Below are 19,175 nucleotides of genomic sequence, written 5' to 3' on the forward strand. Positions count from 1 at the left end.
GCGTTCTCGAACCACTGGGGTGCTCATGTCAGACGAAAAGAAACCGGGCCTGAAGTCGCCGCTTCGGCGCAAGCTACTGATGGGAATGGCGGCGCTGCCGGCCATCTCGATGCTTCCGCGCGCCTCGTTCGCAGAGGGTCCGGCAACGTCCGCGGTCAATACCACTGGCCTTGCCGTCACCGATAGCGAAGTGACCGTCGGCATCCTGCACTCCGTCACCGGCACCATGGCGATCTCGGAGACCGGATCGGTCGAAGCGGAAAAACTGGCAATCGAGCAGATCAATGCCGCCGGGGGCGTGCTCGGCCGCAAGATCAAGTTCATCCAGGAGGACGGCGCCAGCGACTGGCCGACCTTCGCCGAGAAGGCGAAGAAGCTCCTCGTCAACGACAAATGCGCCGCCGTGATGGGCTGCTGGACCTCGGCCTCCCGCAAGGCGGTGCTGCCGGTGTTCGAGCAGTATAATGGCATGCTCTACTACCCGACCTTCTATGAAGGCCTCGAGCAGTCCAAGAACGTGATCTACACCGGCCAGGAAGCTACCCAGCAGATCATCGCGGGCCTCGACTGGGTCAACAAGACCAAGGGCGCCAAGACGTTCTATCTGCTCGGCTCCGACTACATCTGGCCGCGCACCTCCAACAAGATCGCGCGCAAGCACATCGAAGGCCATTTGCAGGGCGCCAAGGTGGTCGGCGAGGAATACTTCCCGCTCGGCCACACCCAGTTCAACTCGGTCATCAACAAGATCAAATTGACCAAGCCGGACGTGATCTACGCCATCATCGTCGGCGGCTCCAACGTCGCTTTCTACAAGCAGCTCAAAGCGGCCGGCATCGACCTCTTCAAGCAGACGCTGCTGACGATATCGGTGACCGAAGACGAGATCGACGGCATCGGCGGTGAAAACATCGCAGGCGCCTATGCCTGCATGAAGTATTTCCAGTCGCTCGACAATCCCAACAACAAGGCCTTCGTCTCTGCCTTCAAGAAGATGTGGGGCGAGAAAACGGTGATCGGTGACGTCACCCAGGCTGCCTATCTCGGCCCGTGGTTGTGGAAGCTGACGGTGGAGAAGGCCGGCAGCTTCGACATCGACAAGGTCGCGGCGGCCTCGCCGGGCGTCGAGTTCAAGGGCGCGCCGGAAGGCTATGTCCGTATCCACGAGAACCATCACCTCTGGTCGAAGACGCGCGTCGGCCGCGCCAAGGCGGACGGCCAGTACGAACTGATCTACGAGACCGCCGATCTCGTCGAGCCCGACCCGTTCCCGAAGGGCTATCAGTGAGAACGCGCCTCGGCTGAGCGCTTCTCCCAACTCGCAAGCGGCGTGGGCCGGTCGGCCCACGCGATCGCCAACGCACGCGCCAAGCGCGGGCGCAGGCCTGACCCATGCAGAGGACGGATCATGTTCGGTGACTATTCGCTCAGCGATCTCGGCGCCATCTTCGCGATGCAAGGCTTTGCCGGACTGATCCTGTTCTCGGTCTACGTGCTGATGGCGCTGGGGCTCGCCATCATCTTCGGCCAGATGGGCGTCATCAACATGGCCCATGGCGAGTTCATGATCCTCGGCGCCTACGTCACCTGGATGACGTCGAGCGCCTTCCAGCAATATCTGCCCGCGCTGTTTCCCGGCTATTTCTTCGTCGCGATGTCGTTGGCGTTCATCGCCTCCGGCGCGCTCGGCATGCTCGTCGAATGGGCGTTGATACGCCATCTCTACAAGCGCCCGCTGGATACGCTGCTTGCGACCTGGGGCCTCAGCCTGATCCTGCAGCAGGCCTATCGCTCGGTGTTCGGCGCCCGCGAGGTCGGCGTCGAACTGCCGGAGTGGATGATGGGTTCCTGGCAGGCGACCGACGCGATCCAGATTCCGATCAACGGCATGTTCGTGATGGGGCTGACCGTCCTGATCACCATCGTGGTCGCCTATGTGCTGTTCTGGTCGCGTTGGGGACGTCAGGTCCGCGCCGTCGTGCAGAACCGCGTGATGGCCGGCGCCGTCGGCATCAACACCGAGAAGGTCGACCGTTACACTTTCGGCCTCGGCTGCGGCATCGCCGGCATCGCGGGCTCGGCCTTCACCATGATCGGCTCCACGGGACCGACCGCCGGCCAGCTCTACATCGTCGACACTTTCCTCGTCGTCGTGTTCGGCGGAGCGGCCTCGCTGGTCGGCACCATCGCGTCCGCCTTCACCATCTCGCAGGCGCAGTCGACCATGGAGTTCTTCCTGTCGGGCTCGATGGCGAAGGTGCTCACCCTGTTGGCGATCGTCGCGATCCTGATGATGCGGCCGCAGGGACTGTTTGCACTCAAGGTCCGCAAATAAGAACAAGCAGGCTCTGGTCATGATCATCAACTCGCGCTTTTTGAATCGCTCCGAGCTGATCGGCTTCGTCGCGCTCGCGCTACTCCTCTTCGTCATCCTGCCGCTGTCGCTGGATATCTTCCGCCTCAACCTGGTCGCCAAATATCTCACCTACGCCTTCGTCGGAATTGGCCTCGTGCTGTGCTGGGGCTATGGCGGCATTTTGAGCCTGGGGCAGGGCGTGTTCTTCGGCCTCGGTGGCTACTGCATGGCGATGTACCTGAAGCTCGAGGCCTCCAGCGTCGAGAACACCAAGATCCAGTCGACACCGGGCATTCCCGATTTCATGGACTGGAATCAGCTCACGCAGCTCCCCTTCTTCTGGAAGCCGTTCCACAGCTTCCCGATCACGCTGATCGCGATCATCCTGGTACCCGGCATCTTTGCCTTCATCATCGGCGCGGCGATGTTCAAGCGGCGCGTCGGCGGCGTCTATTTCGCGATCATCACCCAGGCGATCGCCGCGATCATGACCATCCTGATCGTCGGACAGCAGGGCTACACCGGCGGCATCAACGGCATCACCGACCTGCGCACCTTACACGGCTGGGACATTCGCACCGACCATGCCAAGTTCATCCTCTACTTCATCGAGGTCGTGCTGCTGTTCGCCTGCATCATAGCCGCACAGTTCATCCGCCTGACGAAGCTTGGCCGCATCCTGGTGGCGATGCGCGAGCAAGAGGACCGCGTCCGCTTCTCCGGCTACAGCGTCGCCAATTTCAAGATCTTTGCCTTCTGCGCCGCCGCGATCTTCGCCGCGATCGGCGGCGCGATGTTCACGCTCGAAGTCGGTTTCATGTCGCCGTCTTTCGTCGGCATCGTGCCGTCGATCGAGATGGTGATCTACACCGCCGTTGGAGGCCGGATGTCGATCTTCGGCGCGGTCTGGGGTTCGCTGCTGGTGAACTTTGCCAAGACCAGCCTGTCGGAATCCTTCCCGCAGCTCTGGCTGTTTGGCCTCGGCGCGTTGTTCATCGCAGTGGTGCTGGCGTTCCCGAACGGGCTCTCAGGCATCTGGCAGGACTATGTCCAGCCGCATATCGACCGCCTGCTGGCCTCGCGGAAATCAAAACCCGGCAACGGCTTCCCAGTCGCCGACGGCGCACCGGCGGAGTGAGGAGTGGTCATGCTCATCGGTCATCAGCCCAAGGATTTCCTGCTCGCTGTCTCCGGGCTCACCGTTTCCTTCGACGGCTTCAAGGCAGTCAACGATCTCTCCTTCTATGTCGAGGACAACGAGATCCGCGTCATCATCGGCCCCAACGGGGCCGGCAAGACCACCGTGCTCGACCTGATTTGCGGCAAGACCAAAGCCACGTCAGGCTCGATCCAGTTTCGCGGCAAGGAGCTGACGAAACTACGCGAGAACGAGATCGTGCAGGCCGGCGTCGGCCGCAAGTTCCAGACGCCGTCGGTGTTCGAGGACCTCACCGTGTTCGAGAACCTCGAAATCTCCTTCCCGCGCGGCCGCACCGTATTCGGCTCGCTCACCTTCCAGCGCGACGCCACCGTGAAACAGCGCGTCGAGGAAGTCGCCGAGATGATCTTCCTGAAGGACCGCCTCGACACGTACGCCGACCAGTTGAGTCACGGCCAGAAGCAATGGCTGGAGATCGGCATGCTGCTGATCCAGGATCCGGACCTCCTGATGCTGGACGAGCCTGTCGCCGGCATGAGCGTATCCGAGCGCGCCAAGACCGCCGAACTGCTCAACCGCATCATCAAGGGCCGCTCCGTGCTCGTCATCGAGCACGACATGAAGTTCGTCGAGGACATCGCCCACAAGGTCACCGTGCTGCACCAGGGACAGATCCTGTCCGAGGGAACGATGGAGCACGTCAAGAACGACCCGAAAGTCATCGAAGTCTATCTCGGACATTGAGCATGACGTTTCGCATAGCCGCCGCCACGCGCACCGTCGACCTCTCCCCAGCGGGGAGAGGTCGGATCGCATCGAAAGATGCGATCCGGGTGAGGGGGCTCGCGCTCTCGTGGGACCTGATTCCCTCACCCGGCGCTACGCGCCGACCTCTCCCTACGGGAGAGGTGAAGAAAAGCATCCGGCTCTAGGAGGCGATCATGCTGGCAATCTCCGATCTTCACGTTGCGTACGGCCAGAGCGAGGTGCTGCACGGCCTCAACGTCTCGGTCGCGCCCAACGAGATCGTGGCGATCATGGGCCGTAACGGCATGGGCAAGACCACGCTGATGAAGTCACTGATGGGCATCCTTCCGGCCAAGAGCGGTTCGGTGATCATGGACGGCACCGAGCTCAACAAGCTCGAAAGCTATGAGCGGGTGGCAAAGGGGCTTGCCTATGTCCCGCAGGGCCGCATGATCTTCTCCACCATGACGGTGAAGGAGAACATCGAGACCGGCCTCGTCGTGCACGGTGAGTCCGAGGTGCCAGGCGACATCTACGAGCTGTTCCCGGTGCTGCTCGAGATGAAGAACCGCCGCGGCGGCAATCTGTCCGGCGGTCAGCAGCAGCAGCTCGCGATCGCCCGCGCGCTAGCCACCAAGCCGAAAGTGCTGCTGCTGGACGAGCCGACCGAAGGCATCCAGCCCTCGATCATCAAGGAGATGGCGCGCACCTTGAAGCGCATCCGCGACGAGCGTGGCCTCTCGATCGTCGTCTCCGAGCAGGCGCTGAGCTTTGCCCTCGACATCGCCGACCGCGTGCTGGTGATCGAGAACGGCGAAATCGTCCGTGACGATCCGCGCGATGCAGTCGATGCCGTCCAGATCTCGAAATATCTGTCCGTTTAACCAAGGCAAGTAAGAAGGGGAGCTTTTAATGCCAGAGACACTCATCAAGATCGATCTCACCAAATCGGCTTACGACAACGACATGGTGCATAACCGCTGGCACCCGGACATTCCGATCGTGGCATGGGTTAATCCCGGCGATGACTTCATCATCGAGACCTATGACTGGACCGGCGGCTTCATCAAGAACAACGATTCCGCCGACGACGTGCGCGACATCGATCTCTCGATCGTGCACTTCCTGTCCGGTCCGATCGGCGTCAAGGGCGCCGAGCCCGGCGACCTCCTGGTGGTCGATCTGCTCGACGTCGGCCCGCTGAAGGAGAGCCTGTGGGGCTTCAACGGCTTCTTCTCCAAGCAGAACGGCGGCGGCTTCCTCACCGATCATTTCCCGCTGGCGCAGAAATCGATCTGGGACATCAAGGGTCTCTACACCTCCTCGCGCCACGTGCCCGGCGTCAATTTCGCCGGCCTGATCCATCCCGGCCTGATCGGCTGCCTGCCGGACCCGAAGATGCTCGCGACCTGGAACGCGCGCGAGGCCGAACTGATCGCGACCAACCCGACCCGCGTGCCCGGACTCGCCAATCCGCCGTTTGGTCCGACCGCGCATGGCGGCCGTGCCAAGGGCGACGTGAAGGCCAAGATCGGCGCGGAAGGTGCACGCACCGTGCCGCCACGCGAACATGGCGGCAATTGCGACATCAAGGACCTCTCGCGCGGCTCGAAGATCTACTTCCCGGTCTATGTGCCCGGCGGCGGCCTCTCGATGGGTGACCTGCACTTCAGCCAGGGAGACGGTGAGATCACCTTCTGCGGCGCGATCGAGATGGCCGGCTGGCTGCATATCAAGGTCGAAATCATCAAGGATGGCGTGGCGAAGTACGGCATCAAGAACCCGATCTTCAAGCCGTCGCCGATCACGCCGAACTACAAGGACTTCCTGATCTTCGAGGGCATCTCCGTCGACGAAACCGGCAAGCAGCATTACCTCGACGTCCACATCGCCTACCGTCAGGCCTGCCTGAACGCGATCGAGTATCTGAAGAAGTTTGGCTACTCCGGCGCGCAGGCCTATTCGATCCTCGGCACCGCGCCGTGCCAGGGCCACATCTCCGGCGTGGTCGACGTGCCCAACGCCTGCGCCACGCTGTGGCTGCCGACGGAGATTTTCGACTTCGACGTGATGCCGTCGTCGGCAGGCCCGATCAAGCACATCACGGGCGACATCCAGATGCCGATCTCGCCGGACAAGTAGCTCCCTGCGCGATGGATGCGGGACGACGCGTATTTGCCGCCCCGCATCCGCCGCGAGTTTCAAGCCTGAATGCGCAAGGAGGAAAAATGCCCGTCTACGAATATCTCTGCAACGAGTGCGGCCCGTTCAAGGACATGCGGTCGATGTCCGAATGCGACCTGCCGCAAGACTGCCCGCAATGCGAAGCGGAATCGCCGCGCGTCATCCTGACCGCCCCGAGCTTCTTCTGCATGCCCTCCGATAAGCGCAAGGCCCACGCCACCAATGAGCGCAGCGCGCACGCGCCGAAAACGCTCGACCAGTACAAGGCCTCACACGGCCCCGGCTGCGGCTGCTGCTCCGGCAAGAAGCCGGCGCGCTTGGTGACCAAGAGCAAGACCGGCGCCAAGGGCTTTCCGACCGCGCGCCCCTGGATGATCAGCCATTAGAACTCAGTTAGTGGCGCGTAGCGCGCAGCTCCAGTGTGGTTTGGGTGATCCTGGCGACGAACCCTTCGAAGCCCAAGACTCTCTGCCTGGCCAATTCGCCGTGGAGTTTGCTGATTTTCTGCGACTCGGCGATGAAAGTCTCGAAAGCCTGCTTCGCGAATTCCGTCTGAAGTTCGAACACCTTGTCGAGCGAGCGGACGGCCGCGAGCTTCTCCAGGAAGGACAAGGTCTGGTTCAGCGATTTCCTGGTGTAGTCGCTGTAGGCATCGGCGATCGTTGCAACGCTGACGGCGACGGGCTCGGCCGCTACGGTGGGGAGGGCGTGGACGGTATCAGTCGCGGAAGCCTCAACCGAAGCGCTTTCGATCGACGCGACCGGTGCGCTGATCGGCTCGCTGAACTGGACCTCCTCGCTGATCTGCTCAGCTTCATTGATTTGTTCACTGATTTGTTCCCGGGCGTCCTCCAGTTGGACCGCCACAGGCGCCGGCTCGGGAACTTGTCGTGCGCGGGCTTCCTTGCTCGGCTCGACCTTCTTGCGCTGCTGTCCTGTCTTCCCCTTACGCTGGCTGGATTTTCCGACCGGTTTATTCCCATCCGCACTCAACATTGGAATCGCTCCGGATCTCAAATATCAACTAAGCTGCAAGCCTCCGCCATCTTTGCGCTGGATTCGCGGTTGGGCTTTGTTCTTCGCGTGGCAGTCATGTGGTGACATTTGGAAGGAGGAGCGCCAGCGGCCATCTCGTGCCCATTTCCGGCCGCGTTGGGGCACCGGAACGTTTGTTCTCTTAAGCACGGCGCATATACTGGGTAGCCACCGCGGCGCCGCCATCGGGGCCCAATGGAGGTCGCGCGAGTTCTCCGTGGGTCAATGGTCCAGTAGGGGAGTTGGTAATGCGGCGATTGAGGGGGCGGCGAAGGTTCAATTCTTTGACGATGCTGGCGGTTGAGGCCAATCATGTGATTGCGCTGCGGCTGATGAAGCTGATGTTGGGTGGCAGCGGGGCCCGGCGCGAAGCCGAACGTATGATTAGCGAAAAGATCGATGCGGCCGTCGAAGCCGGCACAAGGTTGATGTCTGGAGCTTCGGGAGATGAAATAGTTCGTCGGTATCGACGGCGCGTCGCAGCGAATGCGAAGCGGCTCACCAAATCGAACTTGGGTCCCCTAAAACGAACACGGCGCCGACGAAAGTAATCGGCGCCGACCAATCGACGCCATGCGCGTCTCGTGGCGCAAACCGGATTTTCGCAAGCCGTCCCACTGCTGCAAAGGGCTAAAAGCGATGTTACGGTTACGATAGCGCTGTGCCGTCGCGCCGCGGTACGATCCGCCGATGGGCCGATGATAGTCAGTAGTTAGGAACGTCAGGAGCGGGAGCATGAAGGCAGTTGCACTGATGGCCATCCTGCTCACTGCTTCAGTTGCGCCGGAAACCGTGCGCACTACCGCCCAGCAAGTCGCGAGCTGGCAAATGTCGCACTTTCATGAAGTACCCCAGGCGGCTGAGACAGATTGGACACGCGCCGCCTTCTATATCGGTCTCGCAAGATGGGCCGCGACACCAGGTCAGATGAAGTACTTCGACGTGATCCGAGAGCTTGGAGAGCGCACCGATTGGCAGATCGGCAACAGCAACTGGGCACCCCCGATCTACCTTGCGGACGATCATGCCATCGGGCAGGTCTACATTGCCGCCTATGATCATTTCGGCGATCGACGCATGATCGAGCCGACCGTGCAGCGGCTGGAATACATCCTGCAGCACCCGCCACAGGTCTCGCTCGAATTCGACAACGCAAAGTGCCTGCAGCGATGGTGCTGGTCTGACGCCATCTTCATGGGGCCGGCGACCTGGTTCGGCATTGCGCGCATCCAGAAGGACCAGCGCTTCCGTGACTATGCCGACAGGGAATTCTGGGCCACGAAAGACTTCCTATTCGATAGCCAGGAGCACCTGTTCTACCGCGACAGCCGCTTCATCGGGAAAACTGGCGCGCATGGCGAAAAGATATTGTGGGGCCGCGGCAATGGCTGGGTGCTCGCTGGGCTTGCCAACATCCTACGAGAGCTTCGTCCCGGCGACCCGCTGCGCGAGAAGTACGTCAACCTGTTCGTCGAGATCGCAGATCGCGTAGCGAGCCTGCAGCGCCCGGATGGCTTCTGGTCCACGTCGCTGCTCGCTCCGCCCGAGGTCGGCACCCCGGAATCCAGTTGCACTGGATTGCTGACCTACGGCCTGGCCGCCGGGGTGCGGATGGGACTTCTCGACGCAAAGCGGTTTAGTCCAGTGATTGAACAAGGCTGGCGGGCTCTGGCATCGGCGACGGTCAACGGCCGGCTCGGCCGCGTGCAGCAGATTGGCGACAGGCCGGACGCCGTTCAGATCGCGGACACCCAGCTCTACGGGTCTGGCGCGCTCTTGTTGGCTGCATCTGAACTGGTCCACTGACATCTACTTTCCTCCGCCGGTGCGGCGGGTCCAGATTCCAATTTGAGTGGCGCTCGGCATGTCGTCGATCGGCCGTTCCCGCCCGCGACTGGCGTGAGAGCGGCCGCCTGCACCGGCAGGCCGCCTTTGCCGTCGACGTCGTCGACACTACCGGCGCGGGCGACGTCTTTCACGGCGCCTATGCGCTTGCGATCGGCGTCGGCCTTGATGTGCGCGAGGCCATGGCGTTTTCGGCAGCGACGGCTGCGCTGAAAGGATGGCCTCGCCGTGCGCGAGCGTCTCAACGATCTGACGACGGCCAAGGGAACCCCGTGGAAGGCTCGCTTTCCGGTGTTCACCGACATCAAGCAAGAGGGCGACTTCGCGCGCGCCTACTGAGACTACGCACAGTCCGGTCGCGATCGCGAGATGCGAGACCTGACATCGGTCGAGCTGTCCTCATCTAGAGCATGATCCGGAAAAGTGGACACCGGTTCTCCGAAAAAGATCATGCTCAAACAAAGAGCTAGAGCGGGATGACGATTCGAAGAAAAGTCATCGCGCTCTAACGGCGCACGGCCAGACTGAGGGATCGGCTGTCACTCACAATGGCATTCGTAGATCACCGACGCAGCGACGTCCCTTCGGACACTGACCGCCCCGCGATAGCGGGCTCCGCGGCCTTGGCACGGGACTTGGCATAATCGGCCGACATGGCCAGCGCGGGATCGCGGTGACGCAACTCCTCGGCCACGATCGATTGAAGCCAGCGGACGGCAGGTTCGTTGTCCATCCGGCGGTGCCAGTGCTGCTTCAATTGGATCAGAGGTATGGAGACCGGCGGCGGCAGAAGCTTGAGACCCGCGTCTGCGTACCAGGCCCCGAGCGAGAACGGTACGGTGGAGATCATGTCGCTCGTCGCGATCAATTGCGGCACGCTCATGAAATGCGGCAAGTGTAGGACGACCCGGCGCTGCAACTTGAGTTCTCGGACCCGCCTTTCGAATATCTCCTGACTGCGCCCCTGCTGGTTCACGACGATATGGTCCGCCGTGAGAAACTGCTCAAGCGACAGGGTGTCACCGATCGTCGGATGGTCCTTTCGAACAATGCAGGTGAAGGGGTGATCGAAGAGGTCTTCGGTCACAATATTCGGGCCGACGAGGTCCGGAAAGTAGCCTATCGCCAGATCGATCTCGCCGTTTTCGAGCGCGTCCTCCAGCTGTTCGTGGGACGTCGGTACGCATCGCAGGCCCGCTCCGGGAGCCATCATGCGTATGCGTTGGAGGATCGGCGGGATGAAGATCAGAACGCCGATATCCGAGGTCGTGACCGTGAATACGCGGTCACTCTCTTCCGGTACGAAGCGTGGCTTGCGCAGTATCTGCTCGTCGACCGTCGAGAGCACTGTTCGCACCGCTTCGGCGATCGATTCCGCAAATGGCGTCGGCCGCATTCCGCGCCCTGTCGACAGAAATAAAGGATCGCCAAAGAAGTCCCGTAGCTTTCGCAGGCCAGCGCTGGCCATCGGCTGGCTCATTCCAAGCTGACGAGAGACCGCCGACAGGTTCTGGGCGCGGAAGAGCCCGTCGAGCAGGAGAAGCAAGTTCAGATCGAGCCGTCTGATATCCATAATGCTGATAGCTTGTATTGGATAATACCGGATTTTCAATGGCGGCATTCTGCGCAATGGTGCTTCTGTAACGTCCCGTAGAGGCGACTTTGGGAGTGAAATCAGAGGCGTAGCCCCCCGGGAGGCTCAGGCCTCTCAGCCACACTTTCTCGGTCCACCTCTCATTCTTCAAACATCCGCTCACCTTACGTCGGTGCCGCTGGAATCGATCGCCCGTGGCTGCGAGGAATCGCCCGCTTATGCACGCTGAAACTGCATCGAATACGCAATACATCCTCACCCTGTCGTGTCGCGACGTGCCGGGAATCGTGGCCGATGTCTCGCGCTGCCTGTTTGAAAACGGCGGCAATATCGTCGAGGCCGCGCAGGTCGACGAGACCGTAAGCGAAAGCTTCTTCATGAGGATCGGTGTCACTCTCTCAGAAGGGGGCGCGAAGGCGGCGCGGCGCGGAATCGAGGCGATCGCCCGGAAATTCGGAATGGAATGGAAGCTCCGGTCCCAAGCCGAACGCAAGAAGGTCCTGCTGTTCGTCTCCAAATTCGATCACTGTCTTGGCGATCTCTTGTACCGCCATCGGCTCGGCGAGCTCGACATGGACATCGTCGGGATTGTCTCGAACCATCCGCGCTCGGCGCTCACCGTCAGCCTGGTGGGCGATATTCCGTTCCATCACCTTCCGGTCACGAAGGAAACGAAGATGGATCAAGAAGCGCAGATCAAGGCGCTTGTCGAGGAGACGAAAGCCGATCTCGTCGTCCTTGCGCGCTACATGCAGATCCTCTCCGACGATCTTGCGCGCCATCTCCATGGCCGCTGCATCAATATTCATCACAGCTTTCTGCCGGGCTTCAAGGGAGCCAGGCCTTATCATCAGGCGCACGCGCGCGGCGTGAAGCTCATCGGGGCGACCGCGCACTTCGCAACGAGCGATCTCGACGAGGGTCCGATCATCGAACAGGACGTCGAACGAGTCAGCCACCGCGACACGCCGGAAGATCTGGTCCGCAAGGGGCGCGACATCGAGCGCCGGGTCCTCTCGCGCGCGGTCCATCTCTTCCTCGAGGACCGCATCATCATCAACGGCGAACGGACCATTGTCTTCGCCAACTGAGCAGAACGGAGAATCATCAATGCTCACACCCAAGGGCATGCGCAGGACGCCCGAAGGCTACTTCACCTCGCGTTGGGGCCTTCCCGAATATACCGACTGGATCGACGAGAGCATGTCCTGGAAGGAAACCTGCGCGCTCGGCGACTGGTCGTTCCTCTGGGAGCGGCGCTTCAAGGGACCCGATGCGCTGAAGCTGTTCTCGGACACCTCCGTCAACAGCTTCCAGAAGTTCGACATACGGCAGTCGAAACACGTCGTCCATACCACCAAACAGGGAAAGGTCATTGCGGAGGGAATCCTCACGCGCCTGTCCGACGACGAATTCATGCTGTTCGGGCGCGGCACGTTCTGGGTCGACTACGTGCGTCGCCACGGCGACTACAATGTCATATCCGCAGCCGACGACTGGTTCAATTTCCAGGTCCAAGGGCCGACGTCCGTGGCGCTGCTTGAGAAGGTCTCGAAGCAGTCGCTGAGGGACGTGAAGTTCATGCATTCGGGCGAGATCGAGATCGCCGGCTGCAAGATGCTCGCGCTGCGACAGGGTATGTCGGGCGAGATCGGTTTCGAACTGCAAGGCCCCATGGAGCAGGCTGCGGCTGTCTACGACGCTATTGTCGCCGCCGGCCAGGAGTTCGGCCTCCGCCGCATTGGCGGCCGGGCGATCTTCATCAACCACCTCGAAGCGTGCTTCCCGACGATCGTAACTGACTACATGCCTGCGATCTTCGATGAGGACATGAAGGACTATCAGGACGAATTCCGCGCAGCGATGCCGGGCTTCGCGTCCACGTTCAACATCGCCGGCAGCTTCCAGTCCGATGACATCCGGGCTTGGTACCGAAGCCCGGTCGAACTCGGCTGGGGCAAGAACATCAAGTTCGACCACGAATTCATCGGGCGCGCGGCGCTCGAGGAAGAAGTCGCCAATCCGCGGCGCGTGATCCGCACCTTGGTCTGGAACGGAGACGACGTGGCTGATGTCCACGCCTCGCTCTTCCAGAAGGAGCAGGAGCCCTACCAGTACATGGAAATGCCCCGCGACCAGCGCGGATTCATGTATGCCGACCGCGTGCTGGGCGGCAGCAAGGACGTCGGCGTGACCACGTCGCGGGGATACAGCTACTTCTTCCGCGAGATGCTGTCACTGTGCACCATCGACGTCGATCATTCCGAGATCGGCACCGAAGTCGTCGTGGTCTGGGGCGAACCCGGACGTCGGCAGAAGCACATTCGCGCGAAGGTGGCTCCGGCGCCCTACAAGAAGGACAACCGGCGCTCCGACCTTTCCAAGGTCTGAACCGCAACCATGACCGCGCGCATCATCGACGGAAAGGCGCTCGCTGCCGAGGTTCAGAAGCAGGTGGCCGAGGGCGTGGCCGCTCTCGTCGGTGGCGGTGTGGCAGTCCGGGAGCTGGCCGTCGTGCTGATCGGCGACGATCCTGCCAGCCACGTCTACGTCTCGAACAAGGTGCGGCAGACCGAAGCCGTCGGCATGCGGTCACGTCGGTTCGCGCTCGATGCGAACACGACAGAGCGACGGCTTCTGGATCTGATCGAGGAGTTAAACCGGGACCCGGCGGTGAATGGCATATTGGTCCAGTTTCCGCTGCCGCCCCACATCGATACGGCGCGCGTTGTGACCGCCATCCGTCCAGACAAGGATGTCGACGGATTCAATCCGTTGAACGTGGGACGGACTGCGGCCGGCATGCAAGGAGCCTTGGTTCCCTGCACACCTCTCGGCGTGATGCGTCTGATCAAGTCGGTGCACGACGACATTGCGGGGCTCGGAGCACTCGTTGTGGGCGCGTCGAACGTTGTCGGCCGTCCGATGGCGCGGCTGCTGTTGCAGGAACTGTGCACGGTCTCCATTGCGCACATCCGCACGACCGACCTCGAGCGGCGATGCAGGGAAGCGGACATCCTCGTGGTCGCGACCGGCGTTCCTGGTCTGGTCCGGGGTCAGTTCATTAAGCCGGGTGCGACAGTCATCGACGTCGGCATCACCCGCATCAAGTCTGAGACAGGCGCCGAAAGGCTCGTCGGCGACGTCGCCTTCGACGAGGCGATCGACGTCGCCGGCGCGATCACGCCCGTGCCCGGTGGCGTCGGGCCGATGACCATCGCCTGTCTGCTCGCCAACACTTTGAGCGCTGCCCAAATGGAAGCCGCCCGATCGCAGGCGGCGGGAATCGACAGGATGACCGCCGTCTGACCGGAGCCTCTGGCGAGAGCAGCAAGGGCTTGCGAAGCCCGCGTCGCGTGGCTTCCAGGAAGAAAAATTCGAAGATCCATAACAAAAGGGGGGAGAAAGAACGTGACGACACAGGTCTTGGAAACGACAAAGCAGCCAGTCATCGACATCGGATCACTGGCCGAGGAGGGGGCGTGGAATACCTCGCGAAAGCAGGTGCTGCTCCTGTGTGCGCTCGCCATCATTCTCGATGGTCTGGACAATCAGATTCTCGGATTCGCCATACCATCGATGATCAAGGACTGGAGCGTCACGCGAGGCGATTTCGCGCCGGCCCTCGCGCTTGGCTTCGTCGGCATGACGATCGGCACGCCGATTGGAGGCATCGTCGGAGATTGGCTTGGACGCAAGGTGGCTCTCATCGCGTCGGTCTTTCTGTTCGGTGCGGCAACTCTGGCAATCGCCGCCGCACCTGGCGTGGGTGAAGTCAGCCTGTGCCGTTTTCTGGCGGGCCTCGGGCTCGGCGGCGCGCTTCCGGCTGCGACGGCCCTGATCGCCGAATTCACCCCTAAGCGAAACCGCAGCCTGTCCGTGATGTTGGGGATCGTCTGCATTCCGGTCGGCGGTATGATCGGCGGCCTGCTCGCCGCCCAGCTCCAGCCCGAGTACGGCTGGCGCATGTTGTTCGTGGTTAGCGGCGTATTGCCGATGATCGTCGCAGTGATCCTTGTGTTCGCGCTACCTGAATCTCCGCAGTACCTGTTGGCGCGGGGCGTCGATACGAAGAAGGTGGCGAAATCGGTACGGATTCTCGACAAGACTGCTGCGGCGTCCAGCGTCTTCGTCGATCGGCGCGATGTCGGGGGCGAACGCGCATCGGTCACCGCGCTGTTCATTGCTGCCCTCCGTCGCACGACGACGGCGCTTTGGATCGCATTCTTCTTCTGCCTGTTGCCGGTTTACGTCCTTTATGCGTGGGCTCCCACTCTCCTGACCGGCAAGGGCTTTGACGTGCAGACGGCGAGCTTCGGCCTGGCGCTGTTCAACTTCGGCGGCGTCGGTGGTTGCATCGTCACCGGGTGGGCGATCGGCCGATACGGTTCGCGGGTAGCGATCCTGACGGTCGCTGGTGCGGCGACCGTCGGCGCGGCGATCCTGGCATCGATACCGCTGTCGACCGAAACCCAACCATTGCTGATGGCACTTCTATTTATCGAAGGCTTCTGTCTGCTCGGCGCGCAGGGCTCGCTGTACGCGCTGGCCGCCTACGTGTACCCGACGAACGTTCGATCGACCGGCGTTGGTGCTGCGGCCGGCTTCGGTCGAGCGGGGGCTATCGTCAGCGCATATGTCGGCACCTTCGCCCTGAATTTCGGTGCAACCATGTTCTTCGCCGTCATCGCCGGGTGTGTGGCCATTACGTTCGTGGCGGTGGCGATCATCGACATCCATCAGCCCGCGCTGCGGGCCGAACCGTAGCGATCTCGCGTCTGAAGGAGCCATCGAGAAGCGAGTATCGACCGCCGCCGGGCTCACCAAGGTCGACAGCGGTCGACGCGCGACCGGTCTTCGCGCTAACTCGTGAGGAGCTGCGAATCAACGGCAAGTACCCGCGAGTATCCATTTAGTGTGGCCCATTGCGGAAGAAAACATGACGTCTGGCGGCTTCACGATCGGCTCGATCCGGGCGATTCTGCTATCGCTATCCTTTGGCGACGCCGGTGGTGATGTCGTTCGCCAAGATGTTGAACCGTCCGGCCGTCTTCATTTGCGCAATCGATGAAGACGGCGTCCAGGGGAGAGGGAGGCCTGGTCGAACTTTCCCGCACCCGGCGCCGGGCATCGCGCCCGGCTCGTCAATGAGGTGCTCGCGCCCGCGATCGTCGGACGCAAATTCGAGAGCCTGCGCAAGCCTTCGAAATGCGCCGATCTTCAGCCTCGTCCATTTAGCGGTAGTGGTCTGGGCTACGGATTCGCAAGCGCGCCGATAAGATCAATGAATACGCACAGGTCCTGGGAATTGAGGCGACGGCGCTTGACGCGCAACAGTCAGTCCATGACGAGGTCTAAAGCGTTCCTGAAGAAGCGAGGCCTATTGCGTTACAGCTTCCAGGAAAAGCATGGCTCTCTGGCGAAAGCACTCTCGTCTATCTTTCCCGTCAACTTCAACAGCACTGACTTAGAATCTTCCAAAGTACCTTTGGAATACTTCCAAACATAGTGTCGCTGACTCGAGTCGATCGATGATCGAGACATTCTAAGTCGCACCGCACGCATTTGCGTTGCAGTCACGATAGCGTCTCTCTAAAGAGGCGGTGCAGATCGCCAACAATCCGAAGTTGCACATGAGGACGTAGGCAACCAACCCGGAACGCGCGTTTGCGGGGGAGCTGATTCACCGGTCGTAAGTGTCGGCCGAGCTCGGACGCAGAGAGCGGATTTTCGATCCATGGTCGTTGAAGCCCGGTCGTGGAGCCATTTCACGTTGGGCGATGTGCTGTTTGATGAGGGGCTTTCTGGAAATGCGACGTGCAGGTGAGGTTGGGGCGGTAGTTCGCTTTGGTGCGACACTGCTAGGTGGAGTGGCGTTGATGGCGTGGTTCGAATCGCCCGCTCAATCCCAAACACCGCAAGGCGGCAACTCCCTTCCTCCCATTACTGTCGATGCTCCGACGCAACGGTCGGTCCGCAGCGCGCCGACCAAACGAAATGCCGCCCGGGTCCGATCAACTTCACGGCGCCCCACGGCGCCTAGCGCCCCGCAAACCGAAACCGCTGTCGTGCAATCGCAGCCGGGTGTCGTGCCCGCCTTTGCGGGCGGCCAGGTCGCTCAAGGCGGGCGGCTGGGACTGCTCGGAAACGCCGACACAATGAAGGCGCCGTTCAATCTGACGAGCTACACGGACAAATTCATCCGGGATCAGCAGGCGGCGACGGTTGCGGATGCCTTGATCCTGGATCCTTCCGTGCGCAGTTCCCACCCAACGGGAGGTACGGTCGATTCCTTCAACATTCGCGGCTTCCCAACTAACGAAGGCAATAGCGGTGAGTTCGCCTTCGAGGGCCTTTACGGGATCGCGCCGAACTACCGCATATTCACGGATTACATCGAACGCATCGAAGTGCTCAAGGGTCCCTCAGCTGCGCTCTCAGGGATCGCACCCAACGGCGGCGTCGGCGGCGTCATCAATGTTGTGCCTAAGCGTGCGGGAGAGGACTTGACGCGCTTCACCGCGGGTTACGGTTCGGCCGCACGGTTCGGCGGTCACTGGGATATTGCGAGGCGCTACGGCGACAGCAAGGAATGGGGCGTGCGCACCACCGGCAGCCTGCGCGACGGCGACACGCCCATTGACCGCCAGTCCGAAACGACGGGCGTCGGATCGCTGGCCCTCGACTATCAGGGCGAGCGCTTCAGGTCCTGGCTCTATCTCATCGCCCAGACCGATCGGTTCGACGCGCCGTCACGTCCTTTCCTCATGGCTCCCGGCCTACAAGTGCCGAACGCGCCGGACGGTCGGCTGAACGTGACGCAACCTTGGGAATGGTCGCGTATCAACGATCAGTCTGCCTTGTTGCGCACCGAATACGATGTAACCGATCAGGTGACGTTGTTCGCTGACGTCGGCGGATCGCGGACCGATGTCAAGCGATTCTTCGGTCTTCCGACGATCATCAATACGAGCGGCGACACGACTTCGACGCCCCAATTCTTCGGGCTTAGCGTTGATCGATACACATATGATGGCGGCGTCCGCGCCCGCTTCGATACCGGCTTCGTCCACCATGCGGTCGCCTTCCAGGCCTCCCTCTATCATGACGCGTTGAACCGGCGGCTCACCAATGGCAGTCTGGTCGCGTCGAACATCTACAATCCGACCGTGGCGCCAACTCAGTTCGCAAACGAGATCAGCGGGCGCCCCCCGCTCTCGGACAGTGAACTCACGGGGCTCTCGATTGCTGACACCTTATCTGTGCTGAATGAGCGTGTCCTGTTGACTTTGGGTGTCCGGCGCCAGGGCATCGAAGCGAACAACTATCTTTCCAATGTCGGAACACTGACGTCGTCCTACGACAAGAGCGCGACCACTCCCGTGGTCGGCCTCGTCGTCCGTCCCTGGGACAACGTCTCTCTGTACGCGAACTACATCGAAGGTCTAAGCCGGGGCGATGTTGCGCCGCAGACCGCTTCCAACTTCGGCGAAGTGCTCCCGCCCTACATCGCCAAGCAGTACGAGGCCGGCGTCAAGGTGGATTTCGGCCGGCTTGCAACCACCTTCAGCGCTTTCCAGATATCGAAGGCGAGCGGCGAGCTGTCCGCCGGGCGCTTCGCGGCGACCGCCGAACAGCAAGTCCGTGGGCTCGAGTTCAACGTCTACGGTGAACTCATGCCCGAGATTCGTGTCCTCGGAGGCTTCTCGCTGCTGGATGGCACCCTGACGAAGACCGCCCTCGCGGCAAACGTGGGCAACACGCCAATCGGCGTTCCGAACGTGCAGGCCAATATTGGAGCCGAGTGGGATCTCCCGTGGGTGACCGGGCTCACTTTGAATGGGGCAGTCATCTACACGGGCAAGCAGTTCGTCGATACAGCGAACAAGCAGCCGATCCCGGATTGGACGCGTCTCGATCTCGGTGCCCGCTATACGACGGCGATCAACGGCAGGAGGACGGTTTTCCGCGCGAACGTTCAGAATGTGACCGGTACGAATTACTGGTCGAGCGTAGCCTCATTCGGAACGTTCTTCCTGGGAGCACCGCGCACGTATCTCCTGTCGATGACCGTGGACATGTAATCGCTGCTCTTACAGTTTGGTGAGAGGCTTTATGGATGCTTATGATGGCTCGGTCGTGGGAGGAGGTGTCAGCGCATTTGTTCGCGCGTTAACCCCGCTGCTGGACACGCAGACCGAGCAGCTCGTTCGCGAACAGCCGGCGTGCCTGCAAACCCTCTGTTCCTTGTCGCT

16 protein-coding genes and 1 pseudogene are annotated in these 19,175 nt (G+C 61.5%); 15 read left to right on the forward strand and 2 right to left on the reverse strand.

Annotation, left to right across the window (positions count from 1 at the left end):
* Positions 1–25 precede the first annotated feature (25 nt).
* The 7 genes from urtA to AC5ZG1_RS11710 all read left to right on the forward strand — a co-directional run bounded on the left by urtA (position 26) and on the right by AC5ZG1_RS11710 (position 6,832).
* Complete coding sequence (gene urtA / locus AC5ZG1_RS11680; protein ID WP_496132922.1) at positions 26–1,288, forward strand: urea ABC transporter substrate-binding protein; 1,263 nt, start codon at positions 26–28, stop codon at positions 1,286–1,288.
* A 120-nt stretch (positions 1,289–1,408) separates the two neighbouring features.
* Positions 1,409–2,335 (forward strand): urea ABC transporter permease subunit UrtB, encoded by a 927-nt coding sequence (urtB, locus tag AC5ZG1_RS11685; protein WP_464345730.1) that lies wholly within the window; start codon positions 1,409–1,411, stop codon positions 2,333–2,335.
* Between the two features lie 19 nt (positions 2,336–2,354).
* Complete coding sequence (gene urtC, locus AC5ZG1_RS11690; protein ID WP_496132923.1) at positions 2,355–3,494, forward strand: urea ABC transporter permease subunit UrtC; 1,140 nt, start codon at positions 2,355–2,357, stop codon at positions 3,492–3,494.
* Positions 3,495–3,503: 9 nt separating this feature from the next.
* The gene (urtD, locus tag AC5ZG1_RS11695) at positions 3,504–4,259 is read left to right on the forward strand and encodes an urea ABC transporter ATP-binding protein UrtD (protein ID WP_028163084.1); all 756 of its coding nucleotides are present in this window, start codon (positions 3,504–3,506) and stop codon (positions 4,257–4,259) included.
* A gap of 197 nt (positions 4,260–4,456) precedes the next feature.
* Positions 4,457–5,146 (forward strand): urea ABC transporter ATP-binding subunit UrtE, encoded by a 690-nt coding sequence (urtE, locus tag AC5ZG1_RS11700; RefSeq protein WP_496132924.1) that lies wholly within the window; start codon positions 4,457–4,459, stop codon positions 5,144–5,146.
* A 28-nt stretch (positions 5,147–5,174) separates the two neighbouring features.
* The gene (gene fmdA, locus AC5ZG1_RS11705) at positions 5,175–6,404 is read left to right on the forward strand and encodes a formamidase (protein WP_496132925.1); all 1,230 of its coding nucleotides are present in this window, start codon (positions 5,175–5,177) and stop codon (positions 6,402–6,404) included.
* Positions 6,405–6,490: 86 nt separating this feature from the next.
* Complete coding sequence (locus AC5ZG1_RS11710; RefSeq protein WP_496132926.1) at positions 6,491–6,832, forward strand: FmdB family zinc ribbon protein; 342 nt, start codon at positions 6,491–6,493, stop codon at positions 6,830–6,832.
* A 7-nt stretch (positions 6,833–6,839) separates the two neighbouring features.
* Here AC5ZG1_RS11710 and AC5ZG1_RS11715 read toward each other — a convergent pair whose 3' ends face one another.
* A complete protein-coding gene (locus AC5ZG1_RS11715; RefSeq protein WP_496132927.1) occupies positions 6,840–7,442 on the reverse strand; it encodes a phasin family protein in 603 nt (200 codons plus the stop codon).
* A gap of 329 nt (positions 7,443–7,771) precedes the next feature.
* On the opposite strand from AC5ZG1_RS11715, the gene AC5ZG1_RS11720 reads away from it, so the two are divergent.
* The 3 genes and pseudogenes from AC5ZG1_RS11720 to AC5ZG1_RS11730 form a co-directional block, all read left to right on the forward strand.
* The gene (locus AC5ZG1_RS11720) at positions 7,772–8,032 is read left to right on the forward strand and encodes a hypothetical protein (RefSeq protein WP_456643526.1); all 261 of its coding nucleotides are present in this window, start codon (positions 7,772–7,774) and stop codon (positions 8,030–8,032) included.
* A 184-nt stretch (positions 8,033–8,216) separates the two neighbouring features.
* Positions 8,217–9,287, forward strand: coding sequence for a glycoside hydrolase family 88/105 protein (locus AC5ZG1_RS11725; RefSeq protein ID WP_496132928.1), 1,071 nt, complete (start codon positions 8,217–8,219; stop codon positions 9,285–9,287).
* Positions 9,288–9,337: 50 nt separating this feature from the next.
* A pseudogene (locus AC5ZG1_RS11730) lies at positions 9,338–9,541 on the forward strand (PfkB family carbohydrate kinase); the annotation flags it as partial.
* Positions 9,542–9,888: 347 nt separating this feature from the next.
* Here AC5ZG1_RS11730 and AC5ZG1_RS11735 read toward each other — a convergent pair.
* A complete protein-coding gene (locus AC5ZG1_RS11735) occupies positions 9,889–10,899 on the reverse strand; it encodes a LysR family transcriptional regulator (RefSeq protein ID WP_496132929.1) in 1,011 nt (336 codons plus the stop codon).
* Between the two features lie 239 nt (positions 10,900–11,138).
* Here AC5ZG1_RS11735 and purU point away from each other — a divergent pair, with 239 nt between their 5' ends.
* The 5 genes from purU (at position 11,139) to AC5ZG1_RS11760 (ending at position 19,004) form a co-directional block, all read left to right on the forward strand.
* The gene (gene purU / locus AC5ZG1_RS11740; protein WP_496132930.1) at positions 11,139–12,011 is read left to right on the forward strand and encodes a formyltetrahydrofolate deformylase; all 873 of its coding nucleotides are present in this window, start codon (positions 11,139–11,141) and stop codon (positions 12,009–12,011) included.
* A 19-nt stretch (positions 12,012–12,030) separates the two neighbouring features.
* Positions 12,031–13,311: an aminomethyltransferase family protein gene (locus AC5ZG1_RS11745; RefSeq protein ID WP_456643498.1), complete on the forward strand. Its 1,281-nt coding sequence runs from the start codon at positions 12,031–12,033 to the stop codon at positions 13,309–13,311.
* 9 nt (positions 13,312–13,320) lie between these two features.
* A complete protein-coding gene (locus AC5ZG1_RS11750) occupies positions 13,321–14,229 on the forward strand; it encodes a bifunctional 5,10-methylenetetrahydrofolate dehydrogenase/5,10-methenyltetrahydrofolate cyclohydrolase (RefSeq protein WP_496132931.1) in 909 nt (302 codons plus the stop codon).
* 102 nt (positions 14,230–14,331) lie between these two features.
* Positions 14,332–15,687 (forward strand): MFS transporter, encoded by a 1,356-nt coding sequence (locus tag AC5ZG1_RS11755; RefSeq protein WP_456643496.1) that lies wholly within the window; start codon positions 14,332–14,334, stop codon positions 15,685–15,687.
* Positions 15,688–16,799: 1,112 nt separating this feature from the next.
* Positions 16,800–19,004 carry a TonB-dependent receptor gene (locus AC5ZG1_RS11760; RefSeq protein ID WP_496132932.1) on the forward strand — a complete coding sequence of 735 codons (2,205 nt, stop codon included), beginning with the start codon at positions 16,800–16,802 and terminating at the stop codon, positions 19,002–19,004.
* Positions 19,005–19,175 lie beyond the last annotated feature (171 nt).

Source organism: Bradyrhizobium sp. Leo78, assembly GCF_059512425.1.

What these genes read in the sequence shown, in the direction of transcription:
- urtA (WP_496132922.1), top strand. Translation starts at nt 26, where the DNA reads ATGTCAGACGAAAAGAAACCGGGCCTGAAGTCGCCGCTTCGGCGCAAG.
- urtB (WP_464345730.1), top strand. Translation starts at nt 1,409, where the DNA reads ATGTTCGGTGACTATTCGCTCAGCGATCTCGGCGCCATCTTCGCGATG.
- urtC (WP_496132923.1), top strand. Translation starts at nt 2,355, where the DNA reads ATGATCATCAACTCGCGCTTTTTGAATCGCTCCGAGCTGATCGGCTTC.
- urtD (WP_028163084.1), top strand. Translation starts at nt 3,504, where the DNA reads ATGCTCATCGGTCATCAGCCCAAGGATTTCCTGCTCGCTGTCTCCGGG.
- urtE (WP_496132924.1), top strand. Translation starts at nt 4,457, where the DNA reads ATGCTGGCAATCTCCGATCTTCACGTTGCGTACGGCCAGAGCGAGGTG.
- fmdA (WP_496132925.1), top strand. Translation starts at nt 5,175, where the DNA reads ATGCCAGAGACACTCATCAAGATCGATCTCACCAAATCGGCTTACGAC.
- AC5ZG1_RS11710 (WP_496132926.1), top strand. Translation starts at nt 6,491, where the DNA reads ATGCCCGTCTACGAATATCTCTGCAACGAGTGCGGCCCGTTCAAGGAC.
- AC5ZG1_RS11715 (WP_496132927.1), bottom strand. Translation starts at nt 7,442, where the DNA reads ATGTTGAGTGCGGATGGGAATAAACCGGTCGGAAAATCCAGCCAGCGT.
- AC5ZG1_RS11720 (WP_456643526.1), top strand. Translation starts at nt 7,772, where the DNA reads ATGCTGGCGGTTGAGGCCAATCATGTGATTGCGCTGCGGCTGATGAAG.
- AC5ZG1_RS11725 (WP_496132928.1), top strand. Translation starts at nt 8,217, where the DNA reads ATGAAGGCAGTTGCACTGATGGCCATCCTGCTCACTGCTTCAGTTGCG.
- AC5ZG1_RS11735 (WP_496132929.1), bottom strand. Translation starts at nt 10,899, where the DNA reads ATGGATATCAGACGGCTCGATCTGAACTTGCTTCTCCTGCTCGACGGG.
- purU (WP_496132930.1), top strand. Translation starts at nt 11,139, where the DNA reads ATGCACGCTGAAACTGCATCGAATACGCAATACATCCTCACCCTGTCG.
- AC5ZG1_RS11745 (WP_456643498.1), top strand. Translation starts at nt 12,031, where the DNA reads ATGCTCACACCCAAGGGCATGCGCAGGACGCCCGAAGGCTACTTCACC.
- AC5ZG1_RS11750 (WP_496132931.1), top strand. Translation starts at nt 13,321, where the DNA reads ATGACCGCGCGCATCATCGACGGAAAGGCGCTCGCTGCCGAGGTTCAG.
- AC5ZG1_RS11760 (WP_496132932.1), top strand. Translation starts at nt 16,800, where the DNA reads ATGGCGTGGTTCGAATCGCCCGCTCAATCCCAAACACCGCAAGGCGGC.